The organism is Micromonospora sp. NPDC050686, assembly GCF_040654475.1.
Lineage (GTDB): Bacteria > Actinomycetota > Actinomycetes > Mycobacteriales > Micromonosporaceae > Micromonospora.
This window is the reverse complement of record NZ_JBFAID010000046.1, coordinates 30,294-56,464: the sequence shown is the minus strand read 5'-3', so window position 1 is coordinate 56,464 and position 26,171 is coordinate 30,294. Positions and strand designations below refer to the sequence as shown.

At 71.1% G+C, this 26,171-nt stretch carries 23 protein-coding genes and 1 pseudogene; 10 read left to right on the top strand and 14 right to left on the bottom strand.

Annotation, left to right across the window (positions count from 1 at the left end; translation table 11 throughout):
* Positions 1-104 precede the first annotated feature (104 nt).
* From AB0H57_RS24980 to AB0H57_RS24965, 4 genes are all read left to right on the top strand, one after another.
* Positions 105-1,589, top strand: coding sequence for an OmpA family protein (locus tag AB0H57_RS24980; protein WP_357510366.1), 1,485 nt, complete (start codon positions 105-107; stop codon positions 1,587-1,589).
* A gap of 449 nt (positions 1,590-2,038) precedes the next feature.
* Complete coding sequence (locus AB0H57_RS24975) at positions 2,039-2,569, top strand: pyridoxamine 5'-phosphate oxidase family protein (RefSeq protein ID WP_357510364.1); 531 nt, start codon at positions 2,039-2,041, stop codon at positions 2,567-2,569.
* A 181-nt stretch (positions 2,570-2,750) separates the two neighbouring features.
* Positions 2,751-5,237, top strand: a complete 2,487-nt coding sequence (locus AB0H57_RS24970) for an excinuclease ABC subunit UvrA (protein WP_357510368.1) — start codon at positions 2,751-2,753, stop codon at positions 5,235-5,237.
* Positions 5,238-5,419: 182 nt separating this feature from the next.
* Positions 5,420-6,229: a phosphotransferase gene (locus AB0H57_RS24965; RefSeq protein ID WP_357510362.1), complete on the top strand. Its 810-nt coding sequence runs from the start codon at positions 5,420-5,422 to the stop codon at positions 6,227-6,229.
* A gap of 123 nt (positions 6,230-6,352) precedes the next feature.
* On the opposite strand, the gene AB0H57_RS24960 is transcribed toward AB0H57_RS24965, so the two are convergent.
* Entirely contained in the window at positions 6,353-6,874 is a 522-nt protein-coding gene (locus AB0H57_RS24960) for a MerR family transcriptional regulator (RefSeq protein WP_357510360.1), read from the bottom strand.
* Positions 6,871-7,218 (bottom strand): hypothetical protein, encoded by a 348-nt coding sequence (locus AB0H57_RS24955; protein ID WP_357510358.1) that lies wholly within the window; start codon positions 7,216-7,218, stop codon positions 6,871-6,873. The genes AB0H57_RS24960 and AB0H57_RS24955 overlap by 4 nt, the downstream gene beginning before the upstream one ends.
* 253 nt (positions 7,219-7,471) lie before the next feature.
* Between AB0H57_RS24955 and AB0H57_RS24950 the strand changes: the two genes are divergently transcribed.
* The gene (locus tag AB0H57_RS24950) at positions 7,472-7,687 is read left to right on the top strand and encodes a hypothetical protein (RefSeq protein ID WP_357510356.1); all 216 of its coding nucleotides are present in this window, start codon (positions 7,472-7,474) and stop codon (positions 7,685-7,687) included.
* Between the two features lie 336 nt (positions 7,688-8,023).
* On the opposite strand, the pseudogene AB0H57_RS24945 reads toward AB0H57_RS24950, so the two are convergent.
* Positions 8,024-8,417: pseudogene (locus tag AB0H57_RS24945) on the bottom strand (hypothetical protein); the annotation flags it as partial.
* 56 nt (positions 8,418-8,473) lie between these two features.
* On the bottom strand, positions 8,474-9,061 hold the full coding sequence (locus AB0H57_RS24940; RefSeq protein ID WP_357510355.1) for a hypothetical protein: 588 nt from the start codon (positions 9,059-9,061) through the stop codon (positions 8,474-8,476).
* 180 nt (positions 9,062-9,241) lie between these two features.
* On the opposite strand from AB0H57_RS24940, the gene AB0H57_RS24935 reads away from it, so the two are divergent.
* Both AB0H57_RS24935 and AB0H57_RS24930 read left to right on the top strand, forming a co-directional pair.
* Positions 9,242-10,387, top strand: coding sequence for a sensor histidine kinase (locus AB0H57_RS24935; protein ID WP_357510353.1), 1,146 nt, complete (start codon positions 9,242-9,244; stop codon positions 10,385-10,387).
* Positions 10,384-11,034, top strand: a complete 651-nt coding sequence (locus tag AB0H57_RS24930; protein WP_357510351.1) for a response regulator transcription factor — start codon at positions 10,384-10,386, stop codon at positions 11,032-11,034. The genes AB0H57_RS24935 and AB0H57_RS24930 overlap by 4 nt, the downstream gene beginning before the upstream one ends.
* A 651-nt stretch (positions 11,035-11,685) precedes the next feature.
* On the opposite strand, the gene AB0H57_RS24925 is transcribed toward AB0H57_RS24930, so the two are convergent.
* Complete coding sequence (locus AB0H57_RS24925; RefSeq protein ID WP_357510349.1) at positions 11,686-12,402, bottom strand: HAD-IA family hydrolase; 717 nt, start codon at positions 12,400-12,402, stop codon at positions 11,686-11,688.
* Between the two features lie 252 nt (positions 12,403-12,654).
* The gene (locus AB0H57_RS24920) at positions 12,655-13,833 is read right to left on the bottom strand and encodes an FUSC family protein (RefSeq protein WP_357510347.1); all 1,179 of its coding nucleotides are present in this window, start codon (positions 13,831-13,833) and stop codon (positions 12,655-12,657) included.
* A gap of 288 nt (positions 13,834-14,121) precedes the next feature.
* Between AB0H57_RS24920 and AB0H57_RS24915 the strand changes: the two genes are divergently transcribed.
* Complete coding sequence (locus AB0H57_RS24915) at positions 14,122-15,429, top strand: hypothetical protein (protein WP_357510345.1); 1,308 nt, start codon at positions 14,122-14,124, stop codon at positions 15,427-15,429.
* Between the two features lie 12 nt (positions 15,430-15,441).
* On the opposite strand, the gene AB0H57_RS24910 is transcribed toward AB0H57_RS24915, so the two are convergent.
* From AB0H57_RS24910 to AB0H57_RS24895, 4 genes are all read right to left on the bottom strand, one after another.
* Positions 15,442-17,010, bottom strand: coding sequence for an LLM class flavin-dependent oxidoreductase (locus tag AB0H57_RS24910; protein WP_357510343.1), 1,569 nt, complete (start codon positions 17,008-17,010; stop codon positions 15,442-15,444).
* Positions 17,011-17,109: 99 nt separating this feature from the next.
* Entirely contained in the window at positions 17,110-17,493 is a 384-nt protein-coding gene (locus AB0H57_RS24905; protein WP_357510341.1) for a TraR/DksA C4-type zinc finger protein, read from the bottom strand.
* 42 nt (positions 17,494-17,535) lie between these two features.
* Positions 17,536-18,171, bottom strand: a complete 636-nt coding sequence (locus tag AB0H57_RS24900; protein WP_357510339.1) for a DUF2238 domain-containing protein — start codon at positions 18,169-18,171, stop codon at positions 17,536-17,538.
* A gap of 88 nt (positions 18,172-18,259) precedes the next feature.
* Entirely contained in the window at positions 18,260-19,372 is a 1,113-nt protein-coding gene (locus AB0H57_RS24895; RefSeq protein ID WP_357510337.1) for a DUF418 domain-containing protein, read from the bottom strand.
* A gap of 356 nt (positions 19,373-19,728) precedes the next feature.
* On the opposite strand from AB0H57_RS24895, the gene AB0H57_RS24890 reads away from it, so the two are divergent.
* Together AB0H57_RS24890 and AB0H57_RS24885 are read left to right on the top strand one after the other, a co-directional pair.
* Positions 19,729-20,409, top strand: coding sequence for a TetR/AcrR family transcriptional regulator (locus AB0H57_RS24890; protein WP_357510335.1), 681 nt, complete (start codon positions 19,729-19,731; stop codon positions 20,407-20,409).
* Between the two features lie 46 nt (positions 20,410-20,455).
* The gene (locus tag AB0H57_RS24885) at positions 20,456-21,457 is read left to right on the top strand and encodes a crosslink repair DNA glycosylase YcaQ family protein (protein WP_357510333.1); all 1,002 of its coding nucleotides are present in this window, start codon (positions 20,456-20,458) and stop codon (positions 21,455-21,457) included.
* A 12-nt stretch (positions 21,458-21,469) separates the two neighbouring features.
* On the opposite strand, the gene AB0H57_RS24880 is transcribed toward AB0H57_RS24885, so the two are convergent.
* The 4 genes from AB0H57_RS24880 to AB0H57_RS24865 are packed head-to-tail and all read right to left on the bottom strand — an operon-like array spanning position 21,470 to position 26,025.
* Positions 21,470-22,147 (bottom strand): TcmI family type II polyketide cyclase, encoded by a 678-nt coding sequence (locus AB0H57_RS24880; RefSeq protein WP_357510331.1) that lies wholly within the window; start codon positions 22,145-22,147, stop codon positions 21,470-21,472.
* Positions 22,148-22,196: 49 nt separating this feature from the next.
* Entirely contained in the window at positions 22,197-23,423 is a 1,227-nt protein-coding gene (locus AB0H57_RS24875; RefSeq protein WP_357510329.1) for a cytochrome P450, read from the bottom strand.
* Positions 23,420-23,740, bottom strand: a complete 321-nt coding sequence (locus AB0H57_RS24870; RefSeq protein ID WP_357510327.1) for an antibiotic biosynthesis monooxygenase — start codon at positions 23,738-23,740, stop codon at positions 23,420-23,422. The genes AB0H57_RS24875 and AB0H57_RS24870 overlap by 4 nt, the downstream gene beginning before the upstream one ends.
* Entirely contained in the window at positions 23,737-26,025 is a 2,289-nt protein-coding gene (locus tag AB0H57_RS24865; protein WP_357510325.1) for an FAD-dependent oxidoreductase, read from the bottom strand. The genes AB0H57_RS24870 and AB0H57_RS24865 overlap by 4 nt, the downstream gene beginning before the upstream one ends.
* Positions 26,026-26,171 lie beyond the last annotated feature (146 nt).

Genomic DNA, 26,171 nt, shown 5'->3' with positions numbered 1-26,171 from the left:
ACCGCCGTGATCTGGCACAACTGGCACACCAACCAACCCGTACTCCGCTCACTGACCGCGTACGACCACTGAACCCTTGGAATAGATCGTCTAGGTCTAGCGGGATGCTGGCCCTGAGCGCCGTAGTCACGTTGGCAGTAGTCGGGTGCGGGGTGCTGCCGAAGAAGGATGCCGCGTCCCCGGCTGCCTCCAGCGCTCCGGCCGCCACCGCCAGCACCGCCAGGTCCCTGGCCGAAACCCGCAGTACCATGACCGAGAATCTCAAGGTCGAGGTCGTCGGCCTCAACCGCGTCAAGGGCAAGCACCTCATCGCCCAGATCCGCCTGTCCAACACCGGCACGGAGAAGCACCTGTCCTGGGCCGGCGAGATGGGCGACCACACGCGCCCCCTCGGCGAGATCAACTGGGCCTCCGGCATCGGCGTCCTCGACGCGCGGGCCCGCACCTGGCTCCTGCCATACCAGCCCGTCGGTTCCCCCTGCCTGTGCAGTGGTCGGGACCGCGACGGCCTCGGCCCGTTCATCGACCCTGGCCAGTCGATCACCGTCTACGCGGTGCTGCCCGCACCGTCGGGCAACCCTGCGACGACCGTCGTCGTCACGCCCGTGGGCCCGCCGATGCTCAACGTGCCCATCAGCGACGAAGCCTTAGCCGGTGACTTTCCCGACCCCGATGCCGAACCCGTCACCCCGGTCACCCGCCGCCTCATCCTTTCCTCCGAATACCTGGACAAGTCGGAGGAGACCGCCGACGACGGCAAGGATCTGCAGGTCAACCTCTCCGCCGACGTGCTGTTCGCGGTGGACAAGGCCACCCTCACCCCCAAAGCCAAGTCGGTCATGGACCGCACGGCCCAGCTCATCGACGCCTCCCCCGCCACGACGGTGACGGTGGCCGGCCACGCCGACTCCTCCGGCAACAACGCCATCAACGACCCACTGTCGCTGCGCCGAGCCCAGGCGGTACAGCACGCCCTGTCAGCGCTGCTGTCCAGGGACGGGGTCCGCTTCCAGACCGAGGGGTACGGCTCACGCCGCCCGCTGTACAGCAACGACAGCGACGAGGGCAAGCGCCGCAACCGCCGCGTCACGGTGACCTTTCCCAAACCTCAGCCCGCCACCCGGGAACCGGCGGCCACGACCACTGCCGGCGCGACCGGCCTGACCGGCATCACCAAGGCGGACGGCCAGCCCATCGCCATGGAGGTCACCGGCCTGCGCCGACTGCCCGGCGGCCTCGGCCTGCTCACCTACAAGATCACCAATGAGGGCTCAGCCAAGTCCTGGTTCCGCGACCTTCACCACGCTCAGGACTGGGAGGCGTACAAGTACCAGGCCGCAACCAACGTCCGCATGACCGACGTCGCCGCCCGCCGCCAGTACCTGCCCGGCCGCCTGGAGGTCCCCACCGACGACGGCGTGGACTTCTACTGCGCATGCACAGACGTCTCCGGCGTCCGGATCAGCACCGAGAAGTTCGCACCGGGCCAGACCCGCGAGTTCTGGAACCTCTTCGCCCTGCCCGACACCGCCGACACCCTCCAGGTCAAGATTGGCCCGTTCCGCGACCTCCACGTTTCCATCCAGTGATGGCAGTAGCGGCATTTAGCGGTTAGAGCCTGGCACGGAGGCCACCCGGCCGACCGCGAGGGATCGCCTCACGATGATGAGAGGCGATCCCTCGCGGTCGCTTCAGTGGGCGGTAGGCCGCAACGACGGCATGGCCTGCGAGCGAACACACAGGCCCAGCTGTCAAGGGTCGGGAGTGTGTCGGGTTCCCTGTTTGGACCCTTCGTGTGATCGAGGTTGTTGGATGGCGATCCGGCCGCCGTAGGCGAGGATCAGGGCGTTGAGGACGTTGGTCCAACAGAGCCGGTCGCTACGTGGCGTCCGGCCAGGCGGCGGGTGGCGTCCGAAAGACGGACGAAGAAACATGACACAAGGTGTCAGGTTTTGGGTTGAGCATGGTTTCGCTGCTTGGCGTCGATGGTGGGCGTGGGCCGTGCACCATGGGAAGAAACGGATAGATAAGGACCTCCATGCGCGAAACTGCAGAAGATCTCAAAGAGCTTCAGGCCCTCCTTGACGCCTCCCTCTCCCGCTCCGCCTCGCACCTCCGCTCGATCATCAACACGGAGCGGACTCTGACCGCGGAGCAGCTCACCCAGGTCCTCACCGGCATGTGCACCCTCGCCCTGTCCACCGTGACGGCGAAGGGCGAGCCGCGGATCAGCGGTGTGGACGGGCACTTCCTGCACGGCAAGTGGTACTTCGGCACGGCGCGCGGCGCCGTCAAGGCGCGCCATCTCGCGGCACGGCCAGCAGCCAGCGCCGCGCACATGCGCGGTGAGGACCTGGGCGTGTTCACGCACGGCAAGGCGGAGATCCTTAACCCACCCGACGGGGAGCCGGCCGCGGACTGGCCGGACGTGCTCGCGTACTTGAAGGACTTCTACGGCGAGGACCTCTTCGACTGGGACAACGACGTCGTCTACTACCGGCTGCATCCGCACTGGATGACCGTCTACGCCCCCGACATCGCAAAGCTCGCCGCGGCGTCCCAGTCTTGATCCGCTGCGCGGCCCGCACCGGGCCCGGCCACGTGACGAAGATTCAGCACCATTGATGACGATCTGCCGGGTAGTGGCGTGATCGGTTTGTTCGGCATGGGTGGGGCCGCTCCGCTCATGTCCTGCTGTGTTGCGAGAGGGTGGACGAAGGTTGACGGCATTCGTACGGGACGTCGCGAATATGGGGCGCGAGACCATCGACGTGGTGGGGGCTCGTACCAACAATCTGCGGGACGTGTCCGTGAGCATCCCCAAGGGACAGCTCGTCGCCTTCACCGGAGTGAGCGGCAGCGGCAAGACCTCGCTGGCCATCGACACCCTGCACAACGAAGCCCAACTGCGGTACCTGGAGGGGCTTTCGCCGTTCGTGCGGCAGTACATCACTCAGCGCAATCGGCCGAAGGTCGATCGAATCCTGGGCCTCGGCGCGACGCTCGCGGTCGACCAGCGCCGTCTGAACCGCAACCCCCGCTCCACGGTCGCGACGATCACCGGCATCGACGGGCACCTGGGGCTGCTGTACTCGCGCCTTCCGGGCATCGGCGCAGACCCGGCGGCCGAGAGTGGGGACGGGCATCTGACGACCGCTCACTTCGACCGCAACAGCCCGGAAGGGAGCTGTGCGGACTGCCACGGGGTGGGCGGGCGCTGGCAGGCGCAGGAGGACCTGGTCATCACTCACCCGGAGCGTCCGCTCTTCGAGGGGGCCTCGCCCTGGTACGCGAAGTGGCGGTCGGGGGAGCACGCGTTCGTACCGGCGCTCGCCGAGAAGCGGGGCGTGGACCTCGGCCGGTCGTGGCAGTCGCTGCCCGAGGAGTTCCGTCGCTGCGTGCTGTACGGCACGGGTGACGAGAAGATCGAGGCGACCGTCGACATGACGAACAAGAATGAGACGGCCCTGGTGACCTACACCTCGAGCCAGCCGCTGCGGGGCGCGCTCGCCGAGGTGGAGCGGGTGTTCGTGAACGCGCAGACGTCCAGCGCCAAGCAGCGCTACCTGCCGTACATGCGCAAGCGGCCCTGCGGCACCTGCGGCGGCAGCGGGTACGACCAGGTGGCCCGGTCCGTGCGGTTCGGCGGGCTGACGTACCCCGACCTGCTCGAGGTGGAAGTACGGGAGGTGCGCCGCTGGGCGAAACGCGTGGCGGACGACCTGGGCGCGCGGCAGCGCGAGGTGGGTGAGCCGCTGCTGCAGGACCTCGGTCGCAGGCTCGGCATCCTTGACCGGCTCGGCCTGGCCCATCTCCAGCTGTCCCGCAGCGCGGCGACGCTGTCCGGGGGTGAGTTGCAGCGGACCCGGCTCGCCGCGCAGCTCAGCACCGAGCTGAGCGGCATCATCTTCGTCCTGGACGAGCCCGGGACGGGGCTGCATCCGGCGGACAAGGCGCAGCTGCTCGACGTCGCCCTAGAGCTGCGCGAGGCTGGCAACACCGTGCTCCTCGTCGAGCACGACCCTGAGCTGATCGCCCGGGCCGACTGGGTGATCGATCTGGGGCCCGGCGCGGGCCGCTTCGGCGGTGAGATCCTGGTGTCGGGGCCTCCCGCCGACGTGGTCGCTCACCCGAAGTCGCTGACTGGGCGCTATCTGGCCGGTGCGGGGCCGCAGCTGCACCGGACCCGCCGCCCGGCCAGGGATGACGCCGGCTGGGTGGAGTTGCACGGCTTGCGCGCACACAACGTGACGGCGGATCTGGTGCGTTTCCCCGCCAGTCGGCTCACGTGCCTGACCGGGGTGAGTGGCAGCGGCAAGAGCAGCCTACTCGGCGCGCTCGGGGCGAGCGTGGAGGCCGCCCTGACCGGGACGGCGACCGACACGGTGCGGGAGGTGACCGGCCTCGATGGGTTCAGCTGGGTCGCCGTCGTCGATCAGGAACCGCTCGGGCGGACGCCGCGGTCCAACCCGGCTACGTACAGCAAGGCGTTCGACATCATCCGCAAGCTGTTCGCCGAGACCGACATGGCGCACGGGCGCGGGGTCAATGCCTCCTGGTTCAGCTTCAACACCGCGGGTGGCGGGCGCTGCGAGACCTGCACCGGTTATGGCCGCAAGCTGGTCGACATGCACTTCCTGCCGGATGTGTGGGTGGTCTGCGACGCGTGCGAGGGCCGGCGCTACCAGCCGGAGGCTTTGGAGATCAGGTATCAGGGGTTGGCCATCGATCAGGTGCTGGAGCTGACCGTCGCCGAGGCCGTGGAGCGGTTCTCCGAGCCCCGGCAGCTCGCGGAGACTCTCGGAGCCCTGAACCAGGCGGGGCTTGGCTATCTCCAACTCGGCCAGAGCGCCACAGAGTTGTCCGGCGGCGAGGCGCAGCGGCTGAAGCTGGCATCGGCGATCCAGCGCGGCGCCGCGAGCCGCAAGGCCGGCCTCGTCGTTCTCGACGAGCCCGTCTCGGGCCTGCACCCGTCTGACATCCAGCGGGTGGTGGATGCGCTCGATGTGTTGCTCGACTCGGGCAACACGGTTGTCGTCGCCGAACATCACATTCCCGTCGCCGCGTCGGCGGACTGGGTGATCGACCTGGGTCCGGGAGCCGGTCCGGACGGGGGTGTCGTGGTCGCGGAGGGCACCCCGGACGACGTCGCGAGGGCGGACACCCCGACCGCCGGTTTCTTCCGGCGATACAAGGCCGGGCTGCCGCTGCTGCAAGAGCGGGAGAGCCTGCGCTGATCGTCCGGGCCGGCGCCGGCTGTCCAGGAACCGTGGCCGGGTGACGCCACCTCGATCATCACGACTGGGGGCTGCCTGTTGGCGCTGCTGGATGCGATCAGGGTCAATCACCGTGGGCAGGGTGCAGCGCCTCCAGGGCGACACTCGTACGATTGATCTTTTCGTCCGGGCGGAGAGTGAGCATGGACATGACGGCTCGTCAACGCGCCAGCCAAGCCCTGGCGGCTCATCTGCCGCAACTCGCCGGCGTCGCCCTTCGCGAGCTGGGGCAGGGCCTTGACAACACGGCCTTCCTCGCCGCCGATCTCGTCCTACGGGTGGCAGCGGACCACAGCGTCACCCGAGAGGCGTCGCTACTGGAGGTGGTGGCCCCACGCGTGTCCACTCCGGTGCCTCGGACGTGTTTCGTCGACGACGACGCGGGAGTGCTGGCCTATCCACTGCTACCCGGCCGGCCGCTGCTCAACCGCACCCCGGCCCGGGGGGTGGCGCGTACGCTGGGGCTCTTTCTGCGGGAGCTACACGACATAGACACCGCAATGGTCGACCAGCTGGTGCCCGTTGAGGACGCCGGACCCAGCGAGTGGCTGGAGGACCTCGATGGGCCCGCGGACTGTCTTCGCCTGCTCCGGGCGAGCGTTCCCCGGCCGGCTCGGCGTCGCGTGCTCGCCCATGCTGACCTGGGGGCCGAGCACATACTTGAGCAAGACGGAAGCATCACCGGCGTGATCGACTGGTCCGATGCGGCGATCACGGACCCGGCGCTGGATTTCGCCCGGCTGTATCGCGACTTCGGGGAGGACTTTCTCCTGGAGAGTCTCAGGGCGTACGGCGGCCTGGACGACGGCGACGACGCGTTGGCCCGGATCACGTTCTTCGCGCGCTGCGCCGCTCTCGAGGATCTGTCATTCGGTCGCGAACACCGGCGCAACGACTACCTTCAGGCCGCGGAACGCAGCCTCGGCTGGCTGTTTCCGTCGGCCACGCGCTGACGGCACGATCACAGCCGCGACCACCACAGCCCGCGGCGCTCCCACCAGCCCTGCCAGGTCAGCCAGGCCCCGCCGGCCTCGGCCAGCCCGGCAATGGCAAACGAGACGAGGGAGCCGTGCGGGTCACGACGGGGACCGCAGGCCGCGCAGGTGACCCCGGCCAGCCCGGTCAGACCAGACGGCAGCACCCGAGGTGGATCGATCCTCGGCACGATCAGTTCCCTCGACGGTGAGTTCGACGAACGGCATCGGGCAGCACGGGCTGCCCGCGCAGGCGACCATGTCGTCGCAACCAGCGGCGACCGCCTCGCGCAGGGTGTCCCGGATCACCGACAGGTCAGCAATCCTCTGCTCGACCTCGGCGAGCTTGGCCTGCGCGCGGGCCTGCAACCCGGCCTCCGGCCGCCGGCCGTGCCGATGAACGCCCACGCTCAAGAGCTCGGCGACCTCATCGAGGGTGAACCCGAGCCGCTGCGCGGTCTTGATCACCCTCAGGATCGTGACCGTCTCCGGCGGATAGAGCCGATGGCCGCCCAACGTCCGATCCGGCTCGGCCACCAGACCCCGCCGCTCGTAGTAGCGCAGCGTCTGCTGGTTCACCCCTGCCGCCTCGGCCACCTGACCCGACCGCAACCCCGGACTCATGAGCTGCCGCCCAGCCCGGCGCGGGCGGCGAGAGCGTCCAGCACGGCGACGTACCCTGCCGGCACCGCGACATCCAGGGCGAGTTGGCCGCCGGTTGCCACCAGCGTGAAGCTGAAGAACGAGCAGCAGCCGGTCTCTCGCGTCATCAGGTCTGCCGCCCGCGCAGCCACCTCCGGCTCCGCCGGCAGCTCCAGTCGAGCCCGCAAGGGGTCCGCCCGCTGCACCCCGAGCACCGCCCAAGCGAACAGATCATCGAACTCGACCAGCCGTAGCGGCTGCTCCGCCGTCGGCAAGGTGCACGCCTGCGGCACCCACGACCCCTCAGCCAGCTCTGTCTCGGTCATGCTCCGACGGTAAACCTGTACCCAGGTACAGGGTGCAAGCCATTCGTGGCCGCGCTGCGCCGGCTGCCTCGGCCATCGATCGCATGCTGGGCGGGGAGGGAACGGCGTGACCGCTCGGCCGTACTCGGAACCGAGATCAACCGGCGTTTGTGCCGGTGGGGCGGAGGTACCACCACGCGAACCACGCCGCCACGATCGCCGGGGACCCACTAACCCTGAATTTGCCCGGCTCACGGACCTCGGGTCGTGCGCGATGATTCCGGCACGACGCGACAGCACGATCCGTGCGACCTCAGCCGCGTTCGCCGAGCCGACGCTCCGCAACCTTGACGCCATCCACCTGGCCACCGCCCAAGTGCTGACCAACGAGTCCGGCACGGCACTCACCGCCTTCGTCACCTACGACCGGCGGCTGCTCGAATGCGCCAAGGAAGCAGGACTACCCATAGCAAGCCCCGGCCAGAACTGACCCACGAATCCACCACCCCTGTGCGGAGTCCGGCCGCCGTACGGCAGCGCGGCCACGACATCGGCCATGGCCTGCGTATCTGCGACCCTGCACCCCTCCGTTTGGGTATCCGTTTCGAGTGGGCCGCAGGTACCACCATGCGAACCAATCGGCGACCATCACCAGTAGCCCGCTCCCACTATGCCTGCCCAGGTCACAGCGGTAGTCGAGGCTCCGTCGCCGAGGCCGTCAGACGGGCTGGGATCCCGCTGCGAGTCCGTCAACCTCGACTCGCAGCGGGATCGCGGGTTCAGAGCCAGATCTGTGCCAGCCGTTACGTTCCGGCACAGCAATTGATCATCCGTGCCCGACCGCTTGCCGCCCGTGCAGCGAAGCTCGGTCGGCCGCGGCCCGGCCCGACGCCCAGCCCTCCCGGTTGTTGATGGCTGTCGCATGCTGTGTCAGCTCGGGGAAATGCTTCTCGAAGGCATCGCCCACCGCGTCGTCGCGCGCAGCGAGCACCGGCAGCAGTTGGGCGGGCGTCCGCCGACGCGCTCATCTCCCGGTCCACCCCCTCGGTGGCGGCGTCGAGCCGTTCACCGATCCGCGATGCGTACGCGGTGAGGAATGACTGCCGGAACGAGCGGGGCGTTGCGCCCGTACCTGTCAGTGCTCGGCTTGGCCTGCGTCATCGCCCTCGTCGCCTGGACGAGCAGCGAGGTGAACAGCAGTTCGGTCGACTCTTCACATCAACTTTCCTGTCGAGAGTGGAACGTTTCGCTCTGTCTGCATCAGCAGCGGTATGCGTCAGGCGGCGGCGACTAGCACTGCGCGGTCGTCCTGGCGTGCGCCGAACAGGCCGGCCGCGAGCCCACCGCAACCGGCAAGGAGCAGCAGGCCGGACAGGTACGTCGCCCACGGGCTGATGCCGCTGCCGGCGAACTCCACCACGAGCCACACCCACAGCACCGGGCCGACCCATCGCGGATGCACGTGCGAACGGAAGTGGGCGATCGACAGCAGCAGGATGCCAACCACGGTGCCGACCAGACCGATCACGAGGAACGGGACGATCAGGGCCGACTGCTCCTGCGCGGCGATCAGTTGAGAGTAGGCGTCACGGTGGGCCGGGTCGTCGGCCATCACGATCTGGGTGAGCGTCCAACTACCCGCTACGGTGTGGCCGAACGCGCCGAGCACCCCGAACACGCCACCGATGATCGTGAGCCGCGGGAATCTCGGCCGCAGCCAGGCGACCAGGCCCACGACCGAGACCGCGAACGGCAGTTGGGACCAGACGAACATCTGGGCGGCGGCCGACGCGCCTGCGCGTGCGTCGGCAATCGTGGCGAGCCACTGCGCCCGGTCGTTGGGCAGCTCGGGCTGCAGGGTCACGAAGCCGACGCTGAGCAGGGCAAACGCGATGAGGCAGACCGCTACGAGAAATCGAAAATGTCGTGTCATGTGCGACAGTCAAGTCTGACCGACCCGTCGCCGTAGTCGGCCGAAAGTGGTCGGCACATGTCAACTCCGGACTGATGTCTTTGGCTTCCCCGTCCCCTACGGTTGATCCCCATGGAGGTGTGGTGGCGCCGGAGCGTCGATGCCGGCCTGTGCCTAGCCGTGCTGGTCACGGGCGTCGCCGAGGTGTGGCTTCCTCTCGAATCGCGGCAGGGCGACGGGGATCCGATCGCGACGAGCGTGCAGGTGCTGGTCGTCGCGGCTTCGCTGTGGTGGCGACGTACCCACCCCATCCCGACGGCCGCCGTGGCGCTTGCCGGGCTATGCGCCTCGGGCCAGCTTGGGTTCCTGCTGTTCTTCGGGCAGTTCGTGCCGATCCTGATCGCTGTGTTCTCGGTGGCGCGCCATGGCAAGGGGCGCGAACCATGGATCGGTGCGGCTATGGCCAGCGCGGCCCTCATCTACGCCGACCTGTTCATTGAGCTGCTCGGCGGGCTCAACGAAATGCTGTACCACTGGGGTGTTGTGAGCGTCTGCTTCGCCTTCGGGCGCTGGCAGTCCGTCATGGCCCGCCACGCCCAGTCCTCCCAGCGGCGGGCGGTGGCGGCCGAGGTCGCCGCGGCCGAACGGGCGGCGCAGGCCGTCATCGAGGAACGCACCCGCATCGCCCGCGAACTGCACGATATCGTCGCGCACGCGATGAGCGTGATGGTGGTACAGGCGGGCGCGGCCGAACAGATGGTCACCGAGGACCCCGACCGGGTACGCAGTACTCTCGCCACTATCCGGCGCACCGGCAACGGCGCCCTCGCTGAAATGCGACGGGTGGTCACCATGCTTCGCGACACCGACGAGGTCGGCCTGCTCTCACCCCAGCCCGGACTGTCGGGCCTGCAGACACTGGTCGACGACGCTCGGGAGTCCGGGCTCCCCGTGGAGTTCGCGGTGACCGGCGCACCGCGGGCACTGCCCGTCGGCCTCGACCTCGCGGCATTCCGGATCGTGCAGGAAGCGCTGACCAACGCGCGCCGCCACGCCAACGCCGTCACCGAGGTCAGCTTGGGGGTAACATTCGGCATCGACGAGCTTCGCATCGACGTACGTGACGACGGCCGCGGGAGCCCGGGCACCGCTGGGCCCGGGCACGGCCTGATCGGGATGCGGGAACGTGCGGCGCTGTACGGCGGGACGCTGCAGGCGGCGCCACTATCCGACCGCGGGTTCGCCGTAGCCGCCGTCCTTCCCTTGGAGCCGGCATGAGCCGCGTGATGATCGTCGACGACCAGGCGCTTCTGCGGGAGGGTTTCCGCCTCATCCTCGAGCGGGGCGGCATGGAGGTGGTCGCCGAGGCCAGAGACGGAATCGAGGCGGTCACCGTCTGCGCCAAGCACCGGCCCGATGTCGTGCTCATGGACGTACGGATGCCCCGGCTGGACGGCATCGAAGCGACCCGGCGGATCGTGGCGCAGCAGCCCGGCGTCCGCGTGATGGCGCTGACCACCTTCGATTTCGATGAGTATGTGTACGGCGCAGTACGGGCGGGCGCCAGCGGGTTCCTCCTCAAAGACGTCCCTCCCGATGACCTGGTGCACGCGGTGCGCGTCGTGGCCCGGGGCGAGGCGATGCTCGCTCCCGAGCTCACCCGCCGGTTACTCGACCGGTTCGCCGCCGCGCCTTCCTCCAGTCCGGCTCCGCTGCCCAACGTGACCGAACGAGAAGCGGCCGTGCTGCGACAGGTCGCAAGCGGTCGATCGAACACCGAGATCGCCAGCGCACTGTTCCTCAGCGAGGCCACGGTCAAGACCTATGTCTCCCGTCTGCTGACCAAACTGAACCTCCGCGACCGCGTGCAGCTCGCGGTCCTCGCCTACGAGTCAGGCCTCGTCCAGGCCGGCGGCCGAGGCTGAGGCGCATAGTCCGCCACATTGCGTACGGCAGACGCCTGCCTACGAGATCAGATCTGACAAGATCGAAAAGGCCCATCTCCGGGACACGAAGTTGGGTCAGGGTGCGAAGGTGAGCGGCGAGGGACTGCACCCTACCAGCTACGACGCCCTGGCTGGTGGTAGGCGGCAGGCCGGCCGTGGGCGCGACCGTGCCGCATGGCGTAGACCATCAGCGCCATCCACACGTGGCGCGTGCAGCTGCCCCCATTGACCCCCTCCGTTTGGGTGTCCGTTTCGGTGGGCCGCCAGCGACTCGAACCCTTGGGCGAGGTTCCTTCGCCGGAAACCCAGGCGACCCAAGCAACCCAAGCAACATCACGCCTCGACACACCTCGGCGCCAACCTGGGTCCTCGTTGGGGCCGCGCTGGGGCCGCCCCTGCTCGTGGGTGCGGCGATCATCGTCTTGATCCTGCTGTTCGTCCCGGCCATCTACCGGCGCTTCCACCCGTCCCGTCAGCAACAGGACGCCCGTGGGTTCCGGCCACCGCCGTTTGGCGATGCGTGACCTCTTCATCCCCAAAGATTTTGAAACTGGGCCGAGTATGCCGGGGTGAGATGCCGGAACGGTGGAACATCGCCCGTGGGCGTCCGGCCGTCGGCCGCCCCGGTCGTCACCCAGTTGGCCACCCAACCCGACTGTCAGGCGTTGCAGCGGAGCTCAGGCTGGCCAGCTCACACAGCAGGGCGGGCAGGTCGTCAAGGGCAGCGAACGCACGTCCACCCCAGCTCGGGTCGGTGTCGTTGTGCTCCATGGTCCGGAAGACGGTCATACCGACCGCTGCCGCCCCGGCCAGCTCACCGTCCGCGCCGTCGCCGACATAGACGCACTCTGCCGGCGCGACGCCCAGCCGCTCGGCGGCAGTGTGGTAGATCGCCCGGTCGGGCTTGGCCAGCCCGACGTCGCAGGAGAAGACCGCGACGTCGAACCGGTGGGCGAGCCGACTCCGCGACCATGCCTCGGCAGTGTCCGAGGTGGCATTGCTGATGAGGGCCAGCGGATGCCCATTGCCGCGTAGCGCGTCGAGTACGTCCAGGGTGGCGGTCGAGACGCTGTCGAGCACGCGGCGTCCGAGGGCTCGCCGATGTTCACCGGCCCGGGCCACCTGTTCGTTGGTTGGTGTGCCCCCGAGGCGTCCGGCGAGGATGCGGACAGTCTCCTCCACATCCCACCGGACCAGCCTGTCCCGCCAGCTGGCGTGGTACGCGGCGACCAGCGCGGCCGGCGCCACCCCGACCATGACCGCCATCTCGCCGACTACCCGATCACGCTCCTCATCGGCGCCCTGGATCAGGGTATGGAAGAGATCGAAGATCACTGGCCGAGACATGTGAGCATCCTACTGAGATCGTCAGCCAAGGTCGCGGCTCCAACGGCCCCCATAGGGCCGCTGGGCTGCGGAAAAGTGAGCCGCCAGGGATTCGAACCCTGAACCTCTGGATTGCCGGCGAGCCGGCCAGATCTCGGTTGATGGGGATGCGGTGCCGGGCGTGGCAGAGCAGATCGGCTCCGCAGCGGCAGATCCGCCGCCACTTCCGCCACGACCAGACCGCCCGGTGCGGATGCCCGTTCTGACAGCCGGTCAGTCTGCGGCTTGGCGGACCATCCGGTTGGCGTCGGCGCGATCGATCGCCGTTGCTTGGAGGAGCTCCCCAGCGATGGTGCGGACGTGTGCGACGACCGCTGTGCCGGACAGCCCGAGACCGTTCCGGCATGCATCGCTGGCCTGGCAGACCGCAGTCAGGGATCGGTGGCGTGCTCGTTGCGGCTCTCGTCCGGCCCTGAAGTCCTGCTCCAGATCATGGACGGCCAGGCCGAGGCTGGTGACTGCTTCTGGTAGCGGGGGCGAAAGCTTCTCGTCGTTGTTGATGAGGGCGATCGCCGTACGAGTGAGACCGCGGCTGGCTAACACCGCCCGGTTGAGATGTTCTGCGCCCTGGCTGTACTGCTGAAGGGGGTTGCGCCAGTGACGCCGTTGTGGTGAGTACTGCACAACCTCGTGGGCGCCTTGCACGGCGTCGGACAGTCGGGCCAGCTCACCGCCCATGTTCCGAAGCTCCTCAAGCGCATTCTCGATGCGCGAGGCGTCGCGGTCCGCTAGCGCTCGTCCCGTTGCGGTCAGTTGCGCTGCCAGCCGTCTCATCGCGGGAGCGGCGGCTTTGTGCACGATCCGGAGCGGGTTCAGCGGAAAGAGTGCGATCACCACCACCAGGCCGATCACGCCGCCGGTCACCGCGTTGACCAGCTGGGTCAGCTCCACTCCCGGAACGTTGGGCGGAACGGCAGACACCAACACGGCAGTTCCACCCGCCTGGGTGACGAGACCTCCACGGCCAGACAGTGCGATCGCGATCAGAATAGTGGCGGTGACAATAAGACCCGTTTGCGCCGCGCCGTGTCCGACGAGCGTGAGGATGGCGTTCGCGATCCCGATGCCGAGCGTGACGCCGGCAACGAGTTCAACGACCCGGCGGAGGCGCTGACCTATCGCGGCCGCCACGGTGCCGACGGCCGCGATCGGCGCGAACACCGGATTGTGAGTACTGATCCCGATTCTGCCCGCCACGAGCCAGGCCAGGCCGGCCGCGAGCCCCGCTTGAACGGCCAGCACCGAGTAGATGCCCAGTTGTCGCCTTCGGTCTCGCCCAGTGACCCGGGTCCGCCGCCGCCACTCGTTGAGCGCATCCTCGACCTGCGTCGCGTGCGGACCATTTGGGCCTTTCGGCGCGGACTCCTGCCGCAATCGATGCAGCTTGCGCATGCCACGGGGTATCCCCCGGTCGCGGCCGCCAAATCTGAACGCCTCATCGAACTTTAGAGTGATGCAGAAGGGCACTCCTACTGAACGTCCTGTCTGACCCGACTGCAGCCCAGACGGGCTCCGGCTCGCCGGAGTTGCCCAGCACCACCTGGCCATCCCGAATAACCCTCGACCCGCCTTCTGGGGAGCGGGGGTCCGCTCGGCAATGGGACCCCCGGGGCCGGAAGGGCAGTGGTCCATCAGCGCGCCTCCGCGTTTCCCGGTCGCGGCTGAGCCGTTGTACTGGACGTGTCGGGCACGACGAGAGTCGAAATTCCCTCGGGGACCCACCCGCGCTGGCGCGTCGCCTGGGCCCGGCAGGAGACGCAGCAGCGCCGGCAGGCGTACGACGCCGCCGCCGCGGCCTGGCACCGGCGCCAGGAGCAGCTGACCTGGCAGCGGTCCGAGGCAGCCGGCTTCCTCGGGTGCACGCAGCCGCGTACCGGCCTGCCGGTGGACCTCGATCACGACGAGGTGGTCTACCGGGTGCTGCCCGTCGCCGAGCTGGTCGGGGCGGCCGGACGTCACCTCCCCGGGTTGCCCCGGCCCGCGCTGACCGTTGCTCCGGCCGGCGACGACGCACCCGGCCCGGCGCTGCCGGCCGGGATCCGGGTGGTCGACACCGGCCTGGCCGTGGTGACCGACCGCCGGGTGGCCTTCGCCGGCCCCCACCACCGGCGGGAATGGACGTACGCGGACCTGGCAGGCCCGGCACACCATCCCGACGCGCCACTCACCCTGCTGCCCGCGGCCGCCGGGGGTCCCCTCGCCGGCCTGCGGGTACCGCCCGCCGCCGAGGTGAACTTCCGGTTCTATCTCACTCTCGCCTTCGCCGCCGCGACCGGCCGGCGGGCCGCCGTCGTCGCGCACGTCGACGCTCTGCTGGCCACCCACCGGGACGCCCGTCCGGTGCCGCCACGCCCGGCAGCGCCGGCCGACGCGCCGGTGCCGCTGCTGCGCTCGGAGCGTCTCGCGGTCGCCGCCGCGGTCCTCGTCGTGACCGCACTCGCGGCACTCCCCGGGGGCACCACCGGATCGGGTGAGGTGGTGCCGCCGTACCGAGCGGCGCCCGGGGTGAACGTCGTCGCGACCGGCGCCCCGGAGGCCGGCACGGGGCCGGAGCCGGTATCCGGCCCGCCGGCCGGCGGCCCGGCCACGCCGCCGGCGCGCTCGGGCAGCGGGGAGGCAGCGGTGGCCGGGGACCCGCCCGCCGCGGTGTCGCACCGGCCGGCGGCCGGGGCGCCGGAACCACGGCCGACCCGTCCCGTCGCGGCCACCCCCGCATCCCGCGGCGCGATGCAGCCGGCGAACGGCGTCCCGGCCCGGCCGGCGGCCCCTCCAGCGGCCACCGCGCCGGCGCCGAAGCCGACCGCCCCCGCACCGCCGCCGGATCCGACCGCCCCCGCGCCGAAGCCGACCGCGCCGGCGCCGAAGCCGACCGGGCCCGCGCCGGAGCCGACCGGGCCGGCCCCGGCGCCGGATCCGGCGCTGCTGCGCCTCTGTCTGGATCCGTTGCGACTGCCGCTGATCGATCCGCTGCTGTGCCCGTCGGGCTGAGCCGGTCGGCGGTCACACCTGCCCGGCGTAGAAGCCGTACCGGGCGAGCGGCTCGACGATCTGCTGCTCCTCGTAGGACAGGTGGGACAGCAGGGTGTCGGTGAGCACGTCGACGGCCCGCCGCAGCGCGGTGAAGTCGTCCGGGTCGCGGATCAGGTCGACCAGCGCCCGGTCCACGCTCTCCACCACGTCGTGGATGACGACGTGTTCCTCCTCCAGCCGGTCGAGGACCGGCGCCAGCCCTGAATCGGCGCGGCGCAGGTACGGGAAGATCGAGTTGTCCTCCAGCCCGTGGTGCTGGGTGACCACCGTGCAGTACGCGGCGCAGTACGCGCCCAGCGTCCAGTTGTTCTGCCGCATGGTCATCCGGTTCAGCACGCCCCGGGCCTCCCCGGCGGAGACCACGCCCCGCTCGACCTGCTCCAGCAGGTCGCGTACCTGGCCCAGTTCCTGGCGCAGGTGGTCGTGCACGTCGACCAGGTGCGCGCCGACGGCCTGCTGGTGCGGGGTGTAGGTCTGCCCGGCCGGGGCGGGCGGGGCCACCGGGCGGGTGGACTCGTCCCACCTCCCGTGGTCGGTGAGGCGTACCCCCGGGTCGGGGGTGGGGCGGACGGCGAGTGCGGGTGCGGCGCCCGCCTCGACCACCTCGCGCTGCTGTCGCACGGCGGCGGCGCGGGTGCCGGGTTCGGCGCGTTCGGCGGCGACCAGCTCGCGCACGGCGGGCGCGACCTCCTGGGCGAAGAGCTGGAACGCGGTCGGGTCGTCGGCGCCGAGGACGAACCCGGAGACCCCGTGGTCCAGGGCCAGCCCGGCGACCTCCTCCACCCACTGCGCGGGCGGGCCGACGAGGAAGTCGGAACCGGTGGCGGTGAACCGGCCGTTGACGTTGAGCAGCCGGCGCACCGCCCGCGGGTCCCGGCCGGCCGCCTCGGCGCCCTCGTCGACCAGCGCGTTGAGAGCGGGCAGCTCGGCCGCGCCCTTCGGCAGGTAGGCCAGCGACGGCAGCCAGCCGTCCGCGGCCCGGCCGACCAGCCGCAGCATCCGCGGCTTGTACGCGCCGACCCAGATCCCCACGTCGTGCGCGGGGGCGGGCCCGCGTTTCGCGCCGTGCACCCGGTAGTGCTCGCCGTCGACCCGCACCCCGCCCCGCTGGTCGGCGGCCCACACCTCGCGGATGATCCGGATCGCCTCGTCCAGGGCGTCGACCGCCTGCCCGGCGGTCAGCCGCCGGCCGCCGTTGGCCTCGATCGCCTCCCAGAACGCGCCCGCGCCCAGGCCCAGCTCGACCCGGCCGCCGCTGAGCCGGTCCAGGCTGGCCACGCTGCGGGCCAGCACCACGGGCTGGCGCAGCGGCAGGTTCAGCACGTTGCCGCTGAGCCGGATCCGGCTGGTCGCCGCCGCCAGGTACGACATCAGCGTCCAGGTGTCGAGGAAGTTCGGCTGGTACGGGTGGTCCTGGAAGGTGGCCAGGTCGAGGCCGACCTGCTCGCAGAGCTTGGCCAGGGCGACCACCTGCTCGGGGCGCCGGGCGTCGGGGGTGAGGAAGCTGCCGAAGATCAGCTCGTGTCCGTAGTCGGTCATCCGCCCGCCCTGCCTCCTCGTCACGTCGGCCCGGTCCCGGGCGAATGGCCAACGGTAGTCCGGGTCGTGGCGACGCGTCCGGGAACCCGTCGACCGTGCTCAGCGGGCGCAGCCGACGCAGGTACGGGCGAACGGGCGCACGGCCAGGCGCTCCGCCGGAATCACCGACCCGCACCGCTCGCACGTACCGTACGTGCCCGCGTCCAGCCGTTCCAGCGCCGCGTCCAGCTCGGCGAGGCGTCGCCGCGCGCCGACCAGCAGCGCGGCGACCTGGGCGCGCTCGAAGGCGATGGTCGCGCCTTCCGGATCGTGTTCGTCGTCGGCGTTGGAATCCAGCGAGGCGTCGATCACCCCGTCCAGGTCGCGGCTCAGCGCGGCGATCTGGGACGCCGTCTCGACGCGGGCCTGGAGCAGCGCGGCGCGAGCGTCGCCGGTTGCGGCGTCCGTCCCCGCCGGCCCGACCTCGTCGCCCGGCTCGTGCACCGATCACACCTCTCGGTGGTGCCCGTGGATCCCGATCTCACGTTACCCGTCCCGGCCGGGGTCGCCCGCCGGTGCGGGCAGTTGGCGGTCGTGCAGTCGGCTGAGCAGCGCCAGCGAGGTGATCGCGCCGACCAGGGCGAGAAACATGTCCCACTGGGTGTCCCACACGTCGCCCTGGGTGGCCAGGAAGTCGTCGGCGGCCGAGCCCCCGGCCACCGCCGCCCACCACTCGATCATCTCGAAGAACGCGCTGAAGGCCAGACAGGCGCAGCCGGTCAGCGGGGCGAGCCACCGGCTGCCGCGCAACGGCGAGCGGCGGACCAGGATCTCCCGGACCAGGATGGCCGGGACGAACCCCTGCGCGAAGTGGCCCAGCCGGTCGTACGGGTTGCGGGACAGGCCCAGCAGGTCCCGCACCCAGTCACCGGGCGGGGTGCGGGCGTACGTCCAGTGCCCGCCGACGATCAGGATCAGCGCGTGCACGGTGAGCAGGCAGCACAGCAGCGTGGTCAGCGGGAACCGGCGCCAGGTCAGCAGCACCAGCGGCACGCCGACCATCACCCACACCGTCTCCAGCAGCCAGGTGAGCCGGTCGTACGGGCGGATGCCGGAGACGACCAGCGCCAGCAGGACCACGCCCAGCAGGACCTTCGGGAGAACCGCGCGTGCTCGGGTCACCGTGGACCGCCCATCCGTACGTCGCACCGCCGACCCACGGCTGACCATACTGGACCGGGCACTGGGACGGGGGCCAGGATGAACGGCTCTATCGCCGCATGGCGGGCCGCTTCCGGTGCGTCCACGCGCGCAACGCCCATTCGACGGGGCCGTACCGGAACCGCCGCATCCACCACGAGCTGACCGCCACCTGCACGGCGAAGATCGCCAAGGCGATGAGCAGCGTCCCCGCCGGGGAGGTGCGGCCGGCCAGCCCCAGCCCGACGCCGGTGAAGACGAGCAGGCAGAGGAGCGACTGGCCGAGATAGTTCGTCAGCGCCAGGCGTCCCGCGGGCGCCAACACGTCGGCGACGCGCGGCCATCGGGTGAACATGCGCAGCAGGGTCGCGGCGTAGGCCGCGGCGAGGAACGGGGCGGTCACGATGCTGACCAGCAGGCCGGTCAGGTTCTCGGTGCCGCCGCCGATGGCGAAGACGGTGGCGCCGGCCAGACCGACCGGATAGCCGACCTGCTCGCATCGGCGCAGCAGGTTCTCGTGGGTGTGGACGGCGGCGAGCATTCGGTGCTTGCCGGCGGCGAGACCGACGAGGAACGCGGCGAAGGCCAGCGGTCCCTGCACCGAGAGCCCGCCGAGCATCGCCGGCAGCGAGTGCAGGTGTTCCAGGACGACCGTGCCGAGGCCGCCGCGCAGGGCCTCCGTCGAACGCGCGCCGGCGGCGAGCGCGGCGGCCTCGTCCGGGACCAGCGTGGCACCGAGGACCGCGGCCACGCCGACCGCGAACGCGACCACACCCACGATGGCCGCCGCGGCGACCAGGGCGGTGCGCGGCTCGATCCGCCGGACGGCCAGCAGCACGAGCCCGAGCAGCGCGTACGTGGTGAGGATGTCGCCGTGGAACAGCAGCACCGCGTGCACCGCCCCGAGCACGAACAACCCGGCCAGCCGGCGCCGGAACGACGGTCCGAAGGCCGCCCGACGCCGGGCCGCCGAGTCGAGTTGCAACGTGAAGCTGTACCCGAACAGGAAGGAGAACAGCAGGTACGCTTTCATCGCGAACAGCAGCTCCACCGCACCGGCGACCAGCCGGTCGAGCACGCCGTGCGCCGGATCGTCGACCAGATGGAACGCGAATCCGGAGCTGAAGAACGCCACGTTCACCAGCAGGATGAGCAGCAGTGCACTCCCGCGCAACGCGTCCACCACGTTGATCCGGGCATCGGCACCGGTCCGGGTGTGGTCGGACGACGATCGCGGACGGCCTTGGCCTTGCCGGTCAGATCGGAGCACATTCATGGCATCGAGCCTGGTGAAGAGCGCCGGTGGCGAGGAAGTGGTTTCGTCACACGATCTGGCGTGACGAAAAGCGCCGAGGGATGTCCACCGTCAGCTGCGCCGAGTGCGGAGCCGGCCTGCCGGTGGCGGAGGGGCCGGGACGTCCCCGCCGTTACTGCTCACGTCGCTGCCAGGCGCGCGCGTACCGCAGACGCCGGGACCACGGGCCGAACACGTCGTCGCAGGGGGCCGCCGCCCCCTCCACGCCCGGCCGCCGGGACCCGGTGACCCTCGCGATCGAACTCGCCGACGACGTCGGCCTCGAGAACGTCTCCATGCGGCTCCTCGCCGACCGCGCCGGCCTCCCCGCGCACCTGCTGTACCGCCACGTACGCAACCGCGGCGACCTGCTCGGCATGATGGCCGAGCAGGTCATCGACGCGCGCCGGGCGCGCACCGCCGCATCGCGGGACGATCCACGGACACAGCTGGCCCACCTCGCCCGAGACGAGTGGGCCATGTACCGCCGGCACCCGTGGCTGCTGACCGTCCTTGCCAGCGACCGGCCGCCGACCGGCCCCGCGGTACTCGCCATGGTCGACCACGTCGTGTCGGTACTGGCCGACGCCGGGTTCGGTCCCGCGGAGGCGTACCGCGCATACCTCGTTCTCAGCGGCTACATCCAGGGCATGGCCCTGCTCATCCCACGCCAGCCGGCCGACACCGACTACCGCAGTTGGCGCGCGGCGACCCGCCTCCGACTGGAACGCACCGGCCGCCTCCGGCAACGGCCGTGGCTGACGGCGGCCACCCAGACCGATCCCGACGAGGACCTCGACACCTGGTTCGAGTTCGGGCTGGATCGCTTGCTCGACGGCCTGCTCGCCGACGGTCAGGCGTCGCGCGGCACCGCGGACGGTACGCTGCCGGAACGCCGAACCGGTCCGCACGGGAGGCCACGATGATCGACGCGAAGGCTCTCGCCGTACGGGTTCCGCACGGGTCGAACTGATGGCGCCCGCTGCGGTCGGCCGCGACGGCGTCACCGCGTTCCGGCTGCGTGCCCAGCACCTGCAGCGCCGGCTGCCCGCGGCGTCGCACCACCGCGCGGCGGCCCGCGGGCTGCAGGACGGCGCGCCCCGGTCGGCGCTGCTGTCCCTGCACGCCCGAGCCGACGGGGTGGGCCCCGACACCTGGGCCGACAGTGCGTTCACGCAGGTGTGGGGACCACGCGGCGCGGTCTGCCTGGTGCCCGTCGAGGACGTCGCCGTGTTCACCCTCGGGCTGCTGCCCCGCAACGAACGCAGGCAGCGGTCCGCGCAGGAGGCGGCCGACGCGGTGCGGGCGGCGGTCGGCGACCGCCAGGTCCGCAAGCGCGAGGTCCTGACCGCGGTCGGCAACCGGGTCGACCGGCTCATCCTCGCCTGCGCCACCGGACAGATCCGGATCCGCTGGGACGGCCGCGACACGCTCGTGTCGGCGGCCGAGGCGCCCCGGGCGGATCCGGACGAGGCCCGCGTCGAACTGCTGCGACGCTTTCTCGGCGGACTCGGGCCGTCCACGGCGGACGGCTTCGCCGCCTGGACCGGGCTGTCCGTCACCGATGCCCGCACCACCTTCGCGGCACTGGCCGACGAACTCACCGAGGTCACCGTGGCGCACGGCACCCGCATGGTGCTCAGCTCCGACCACGACAGCCTGGTCGGGGCCACGGATGCCGCCGGCGTACGGCTGCTGCCGCCCGGCGACCCCTACCTGCTCGCGCCCGACCGGGAGCTGCTGGTGCCGGAGGCGGCGCACCGCACGGCCGTCTGGCCGGCCGGCACCGTCCAACCCGGCGCCCTGCTCGCCGACGGCGAACTGCTCGGCACCTGGCGCCGGCGCGGGCACCAGGTCGGGATCACCACCTGGGCCGAGGTCGACGAACGGGTACGCACGGCCGCGGAGCGCGAGGCCGCCGGTTTCCCGCTGGGGCTGAACCGCGACATCGCGGTCACCTGGGCGCGGCGCTGACCATCACCCGCCTCAGTCCTCGGCGCGCCAGCGGTAGAACTCCTTGGCCACCGCGTCGTCCGGGCTGCGCCAGCTTTCCGGAGCGTACGCGCTGATGTACGGGCTGAGGTCCGCCATGATCTTCGCGAAGGCCGGGGTGTCGTGGTTCTCCCGGACGGCGGCGAACGACGCGTCGGTCTGCTCCAGCACGTGCAGGTAGACGTCGTCGATCGAGTACAGCCAGCGGCCCGTGACGCCGAGGCGCGCGGGCAGTTCGCTGGCGTCGGACTCGCCGAAGATCCGCGCCACGTCCGGTTCGGCGCCGGGCTTGATCCGGGCGACGATGATGGTCCGGTTCGGGCCGGTCGACTCCCCGGCCGGCGGTTCGGCCGGCGCCCAGTGGTAGAACTGCTTTGCCACCGAGTCGGACGGGTTCTTCCAGTACCTCGGGTACGGCGTCACGTACGGCGCGATGATCTCGGCGATCTTCTGAAAGGCGGGCAGGCCGCGGGTCTGGCCGGTGACGGCGGGGTCGGCGACCCGCTCGATCACGTGGATGTAGAGGTCGTGGAAGGACAGCAGGGTACGCCCGATGACGCCGAAATCCTGCGGGCGGGTGGTCCGGTCGTAGTAGCCGAAGGTGTCGGCGACGACGCGCTCGCTCTCCTCGCCGGGCACCATGCGACAGACGATCACGTTCCGGAAGGTCATGACTGGGACTCCTTGGGTGAGTGGGGTCGGTTGTGGACGGGGTTCGCCGTCACGCGGCGAACCGGACCGGTAGTTCCAGCAGCCCTCGGAACGGTGACGCCGCCGGCAGCCGGCGCAGCTCGCCGACCGGCACCCCGAGCCGCAGCTCCGGCAGGCGGCGCAGCAGCGTCCCGATGCCGATCCGCGCCTCCATCCTGGCCAGCGAGACGCCCAGGCAGTAGTGGACGCCGTGCCCGAACCCGAGGTGCGGGCCGCGGACCCGGCGCAGGTCCAGCCGGTCCGGGTCGACGAAGTGCTCCGGGTCGTGGTTCGCCGCGTTGAGCACCACGCCGACGATCGACCCGCGCGGGATGCGGACCCCCTGGTAGTCGACGTCCTCGGTGGCGATGCGGGGGCTGGCCACCGGCAGCGGGCCGTCGAAGCGGAGCAGTTCCTCGATGGCGGACGGCAGCAGCGCCGGCTGCCGCAGCAGCAGCTCGAGCTGGTCGGGGTGGGTCAGCAGCGCCACCACCGCGTTGCCGATGAAGTCGGCGGTGGTCTGGTGGCCGGCGAAGAGCAGCAGGAACGTGGTGGTGACCAGTTCCCGTGCCGACAGCGTCCCCTCCTGGTCGCAGGCGTCGATCAGCGCGCTGATCAGGTCGTCGGCGGGGTGGGCCCGCTTCGCCCGCACCAGCTCGGTGAGGTAGTGGTGCAGCCGCGCCTGGGCCTCCTGCACGGCCGCCCGTTCCTGCTCGGGGCTGCGGCGCGACGACCCGGAGGTACGGATCACCTGGGTCCAGTCGAGCACCCGGTCGTGGTCGGTCGCCGGTATCCCGAGCAGATCCGAGATCACCAGCATCGGCAGCGGGATCGCGAAGTCGCGCATCAGCTCGGCCTCGCCGTGCGGCACGATCTTGTCGAGCAGGTCGTCCACGAGCTGCGCCACCCGGGGTCGCAGCGCCTCGATCCGGCGCGGCGCGAACGCCTGGGACACCAGCCGGCGCAGCCGGGTGTGCTCCGGCGGGTCGGCGTTGAGCATGTTCTTGTTCAGGCCCGCCGAGTTCGGGCCGAAGAGGCGCAGGTAGTGCTCCTCCGGGCCGTACAGGTCCTTGGAGAGCCGGGGGTCGGTGAGCGCCGTCCGGGCGTCGTCGAACCGGCTGATCAGGTACGAGTCGAACCGCGGTGAGCTGACCGGGCAGACCGGCTTGTCGGCCCGCAGCCGGGCGAACGCCGGGTACGGGTCGGCGGCGAAGTCGTCGGTGTAGAGCTCGGACGCGGGGATCGGGCACTCGTTCATCGGTTCTCCTCCGGCCGGCCGCGCATGCTGTGCAGCACCTGGTAGGTGTGGCGTTGCGCGGACTCGCGCAGGTCACGGATCACCCGCAGCAGCTCGTCACGCTGGCCGCTGCGGCCGAAGGCGTCCAGCCGTTCCCGGTCCGCCCAGTCGCTGATGACCAGGTAGCTGCGCGGGTCGTCGGCGTCGCGGACCAGGTCCTGGCGCAGGCAGCCGTCCAGCGCGCCGATCTTCTCCGCCGCCGCGAGCCACTCGGCCTCGAACCGTTCCTCGCACCCGGGCCGGGTACGCATCGCCAGCACCGTGCGGACGGTGCTCACCTCGCACCGCCGAAGACCAGGTGCAGGTTCTTGCGCAGCCCGTCGGCGTCGATCGGCTGGCTGCGGAAGCCCACGTGCCCGTCGGGCCGGATCAGGTACAGAGCGGTGCCGGTGACGCCGTACCGGGCCCGGAACTCACCGGCGGCGTCGCGCAGCACGGGCGGGGCGAGCAGCCGGGGCTCCGGCGCGTCCGGCCCGAGCAGCAGGTACGCGTCGAGTTCCCCGGCCGCCAGGGACCGCAGGTCGGCGCAGGTCTTCTCCACCGCGGCGACCGCCGCGTCGTCGGCCGAGCCGTCCGCGTACACCAGGAGGGTGTGCCGGGTGCCGCGGGTGAGGTCGCGCAGCCGCAGCGGGTGTCCGACGCCCCGGCGGTGCAGGCCGCCGACGTCCGGCGCCCGGTCGCCGGGGCGCGGGCCGGCCCGCAGGGCGTCGGGGTCGGTGACGGTCTCCCCGACCAGCGGGCTGTCGGCGTAGCTGAGCAGCATGGACATCTCCTGGAGGAACTGCCGCTTCAGGTCCTCGCGGTCCAGCTCGTCGGTGAACGCCATCCGCACCGCCCGGCCGACGATCTCCTCGCCCTCCGGGCGCCGCTCGGTCTCGTAGCTGTCCAGCAGCCCCGGCGCGGCCTTCCCGCGCACCGCCAGGGCCACCTTCCAGGCGAGGTTCCAGGCGTCCTGGATGCCGGTGTTCATGCCCTGCCCGCCGGCCGGCGGGTGCAGGTGGGCGGCGTCGCCGGCCACGAAGACCCGGCCGTCGCGGTAGCGGTCGACGATGCCGTGGCTGATCCGGAACACCGACGACCAGCGCAGGTTCGACGCGCGGGTGCCGGGCGGGGCCAACCGGTCGATGGCGGCCTGCACGTCGTCGAGGGTCGGCTCGGCCAGTTCCTCGCTGAAGCCGGGCGGGGCGTCCTGGCCGCCGGTCTGGGCGAAGAACCGGGGCGGCGCCAGGGTGGCGATCCGGTAGCGGGCCTCGCCGCGCAGCGGCACGCAGACCAGCATGCCGTCCATCCGGCCGTCGGTTTCGTGCATGAACCGCAGCAGGTGCCCGTCGGGCATGTCCCAGTCCACGTCGACGTCGCCGAGCATGAACAGCTGCGGGAACCGGCCCAGCCCGCCGGTGAAGGTGAGCCCCAGCAGTTCGCGGACGGTGCTGTGCGCGCCGTCGCAGCCGAGCAGGTACTTCGCGCGTACGGTCTCGGTGCCGGCGGGGGTGTCGAGAATGGCGGTGACGCCGTCGTCGTCCTGGGTGAAGGCGGTCAGCGCGGCGCCGCGGCGTGGGCGTACGCCGAGGGTGGCCAGCCGTTCGGTGAGGATGCGCTCGGTCTCGTACTGCGGCAGGCCGAGATGCGCGTACGGCAGCTCCGGCAGCTCCCAGCTCATCCGGTGCGTCTCGTGGCCGTTGACGAACACCATGTTGCCGGTCAGCCAGATCCCGGCGTCCATCGCGTCGCGCACGACGCCCTGCTCCTCCCAGAGCTCCATGGTGCGGCAGTGCACCCCGATCGCCTTGTCGGCGTGCGCCGGCGGGGTGGCCCGCTGCTCCACCAGCCGGCAGTCGATGCCGCGCCGAGCCAGCTCGATGGCGGCGGTCAGCCCGGTGGGCCCCGCCCCGACGATGAGTACGTCCGTTGTCGTGTGCACGTCGCTCTCCTTGCCCGGTGTTCGGCCGCGATCGGAATTGGCCCTGCCGGCGGGAGCCGCTCCCTCGTGGAACAGGCGGCGGCGGATCCGGAGCAGGAACGGGGCGATGGGTCCGGCCTCCTCCCGCGCGTGGGCCGGGTTGGCGATCCAGCGGTGGAACTCGGCGGCGCCGGTCCACTCGGCGAAGATGTGGAAGGTGTCCGAGTCCGGCTCACGCAGCAGGTCCTCGCGCAGGTAACCGGGCACGCCGGTCATCCGCGCGAGGACCTGCGGGTAGCCGTGGTCGAACTCGGCGCGCCGGGCCGCCGGCACGGTCAGCTCGACGTCCACGAAGACGGTCGAGCCGCCGCCGGGCGCGTCGCGCATCACCCGCCGGTCGCCGGCGGCGGGCGGTTCGCAGAGCGGACGGACGGCCTCGGCGAACCGCGCGGCGACCGGCCCCTGCTCGTAGTCGTGCAGGGCGGCCTCGTCGGTCCACTCGGTGACGACGACGAAGGAGCGCGGTTCGGTGGCGTCGACGAGCAGGTCCCGCCGCAGGCTGCCGGGCAGCTCGCCGATCCCGGCGCGGGCCGTACGCCAGGCGGACGCCACGGCCGGTTCGCAGCCGGGGCGGGCCCGCAGCCGGGCCATCGTCCTGATCATGTGTTCTCCTTCGACGGCGCGTGCTGCGACCCTGCCGAAGGTCGCGTCATCGCGCCGTCACCGGAGACCGGCGTCCTGTCCGCCGCCGGTGACGCCCCGGGGACGGGTCCGGTGCCCGCCCGCCTACCCGGGTCGGCGGGGCGGGC

Excerpts from the sequence above, each read along its gene's own strand:
- AB0H57_RS24970 (WP_357510368.1), top strand. The coding sequence starts at position 2,751 with ATGGGGCGCGAGACCATCGACGTGGTGGGGGCTCGTACCAACAATCTG.
- AB0H57_RS24950 (WP_357510356.1), top strand. The coding sequence starts at position 7,472 with ATGATTCCGGCACGACGCGACAGCACGATCCGTGCGACCTCAGCCGCG.
- AB0H57_RS24865 (WP_357510325.1), bottom strand. The coding sequence starts at position 26,025 with ATGATCAGGACGATGGCCCGGCTGCGGGCCCGCCCCGGCTGCGAACCG.
- AB0H57_RS24980 (WP_357510366.1), top strand. The coding sequence starts at position 105 with ATGCTGGCCCTGAGCGCCGTAGTCACGTTGGCAGTAGTCGGGTGCGGG.
- AB0H57_RS24935 (WP_357510353.1), top strand. The coding sequence starts at position 9,242 with ATGGAGGTGTGGTGGCGCCGGAGCGTCGATGCCGGCCTGTGCCTAGCC.
- AB0H57_RS24875 (WP_357510329.1), bottom strand. The coding sequence starts at position 23,423 with ATGAACGAGTGCCCGATCCCCGCGTCCGAGCTCTACACCGACGACTTC.
- AB0H57_RS24880 (WP_357510331.1), bottom strand. The coding sequence starts at position 22,147 with ATGACCTTCCGGAACGTGATCGTCTGTCGCATGGTGCCCGGCGAGGAG.
- AB0H57_RS24930 (WP_357510351.1), top strand. The coding sequence starts at position 10,384 with ATGAGCCGCGTGATGATCGTCGACGACCAGGCGCTTCTGCGGGAGGGT.
- AB0H57_RS24960 (WP_357510360.1), bottom strand. The coding sequence starts at position 6,874 with ATGAGTCCGGGGTTGCGGTCGGGTCAGGTGGCCGAGGCGGCAGGGGTG.
- AB0H57_RS24910 (WP_357510343.1), bottom strand. The coding sequence starts at position 17,010 with ATGACCGACTACGGACACGAGCTGATCTTCGGCAGCTTCCTCACCCCC.
- AB0H57_RS24920 (WP_357510347.1), bottom strand. The coding sequence starts at position 13,833 with ATGCGCAAGCTGCATCGATTGCGGCAGGAGTCCGCGCCGAAAGGCCCA.
- AB0H57_RS24885 (WP_357510333.1), top strand. The coding sequence starts at position 20,456 with ATGGCGCCCGCTGCGGTCGGCCGCGACGGCGTCACCGCGTTCCGGCTG.
- AB0H57_RS24965 (WP_357510362.1), top strand. The coding sequence starts at position 5,420 with ATGGACATGACGGCTCGTCAACGCGCCAGCCAAGCCCTGGCGGCTCAT.
- AB0H57_RS24925 (WP_357510349.1), bottom strand. The coding sequence starts at position 12,402 with ATGTCTCGGCCAGTGATCTTCGATCTCTTCCATACCCTGATCCAGGGC.
- AB0H57_RS24975 (WP_357510364.1), top strand. The coding sequence starts at position 2,039 with ATGCGCGAAACTGCAGAAGATCTCAAAGAGCTTCAGGCCCTCCTTGAC.
- AB0H57_RS24955 (WP_357510358.1), bottom strand. The coding sequence starts at position 7,218 with ATGACCGAGACAGAGCTGGCTGAGGGGTCGTGGGTGCCGCAGGCGTGC.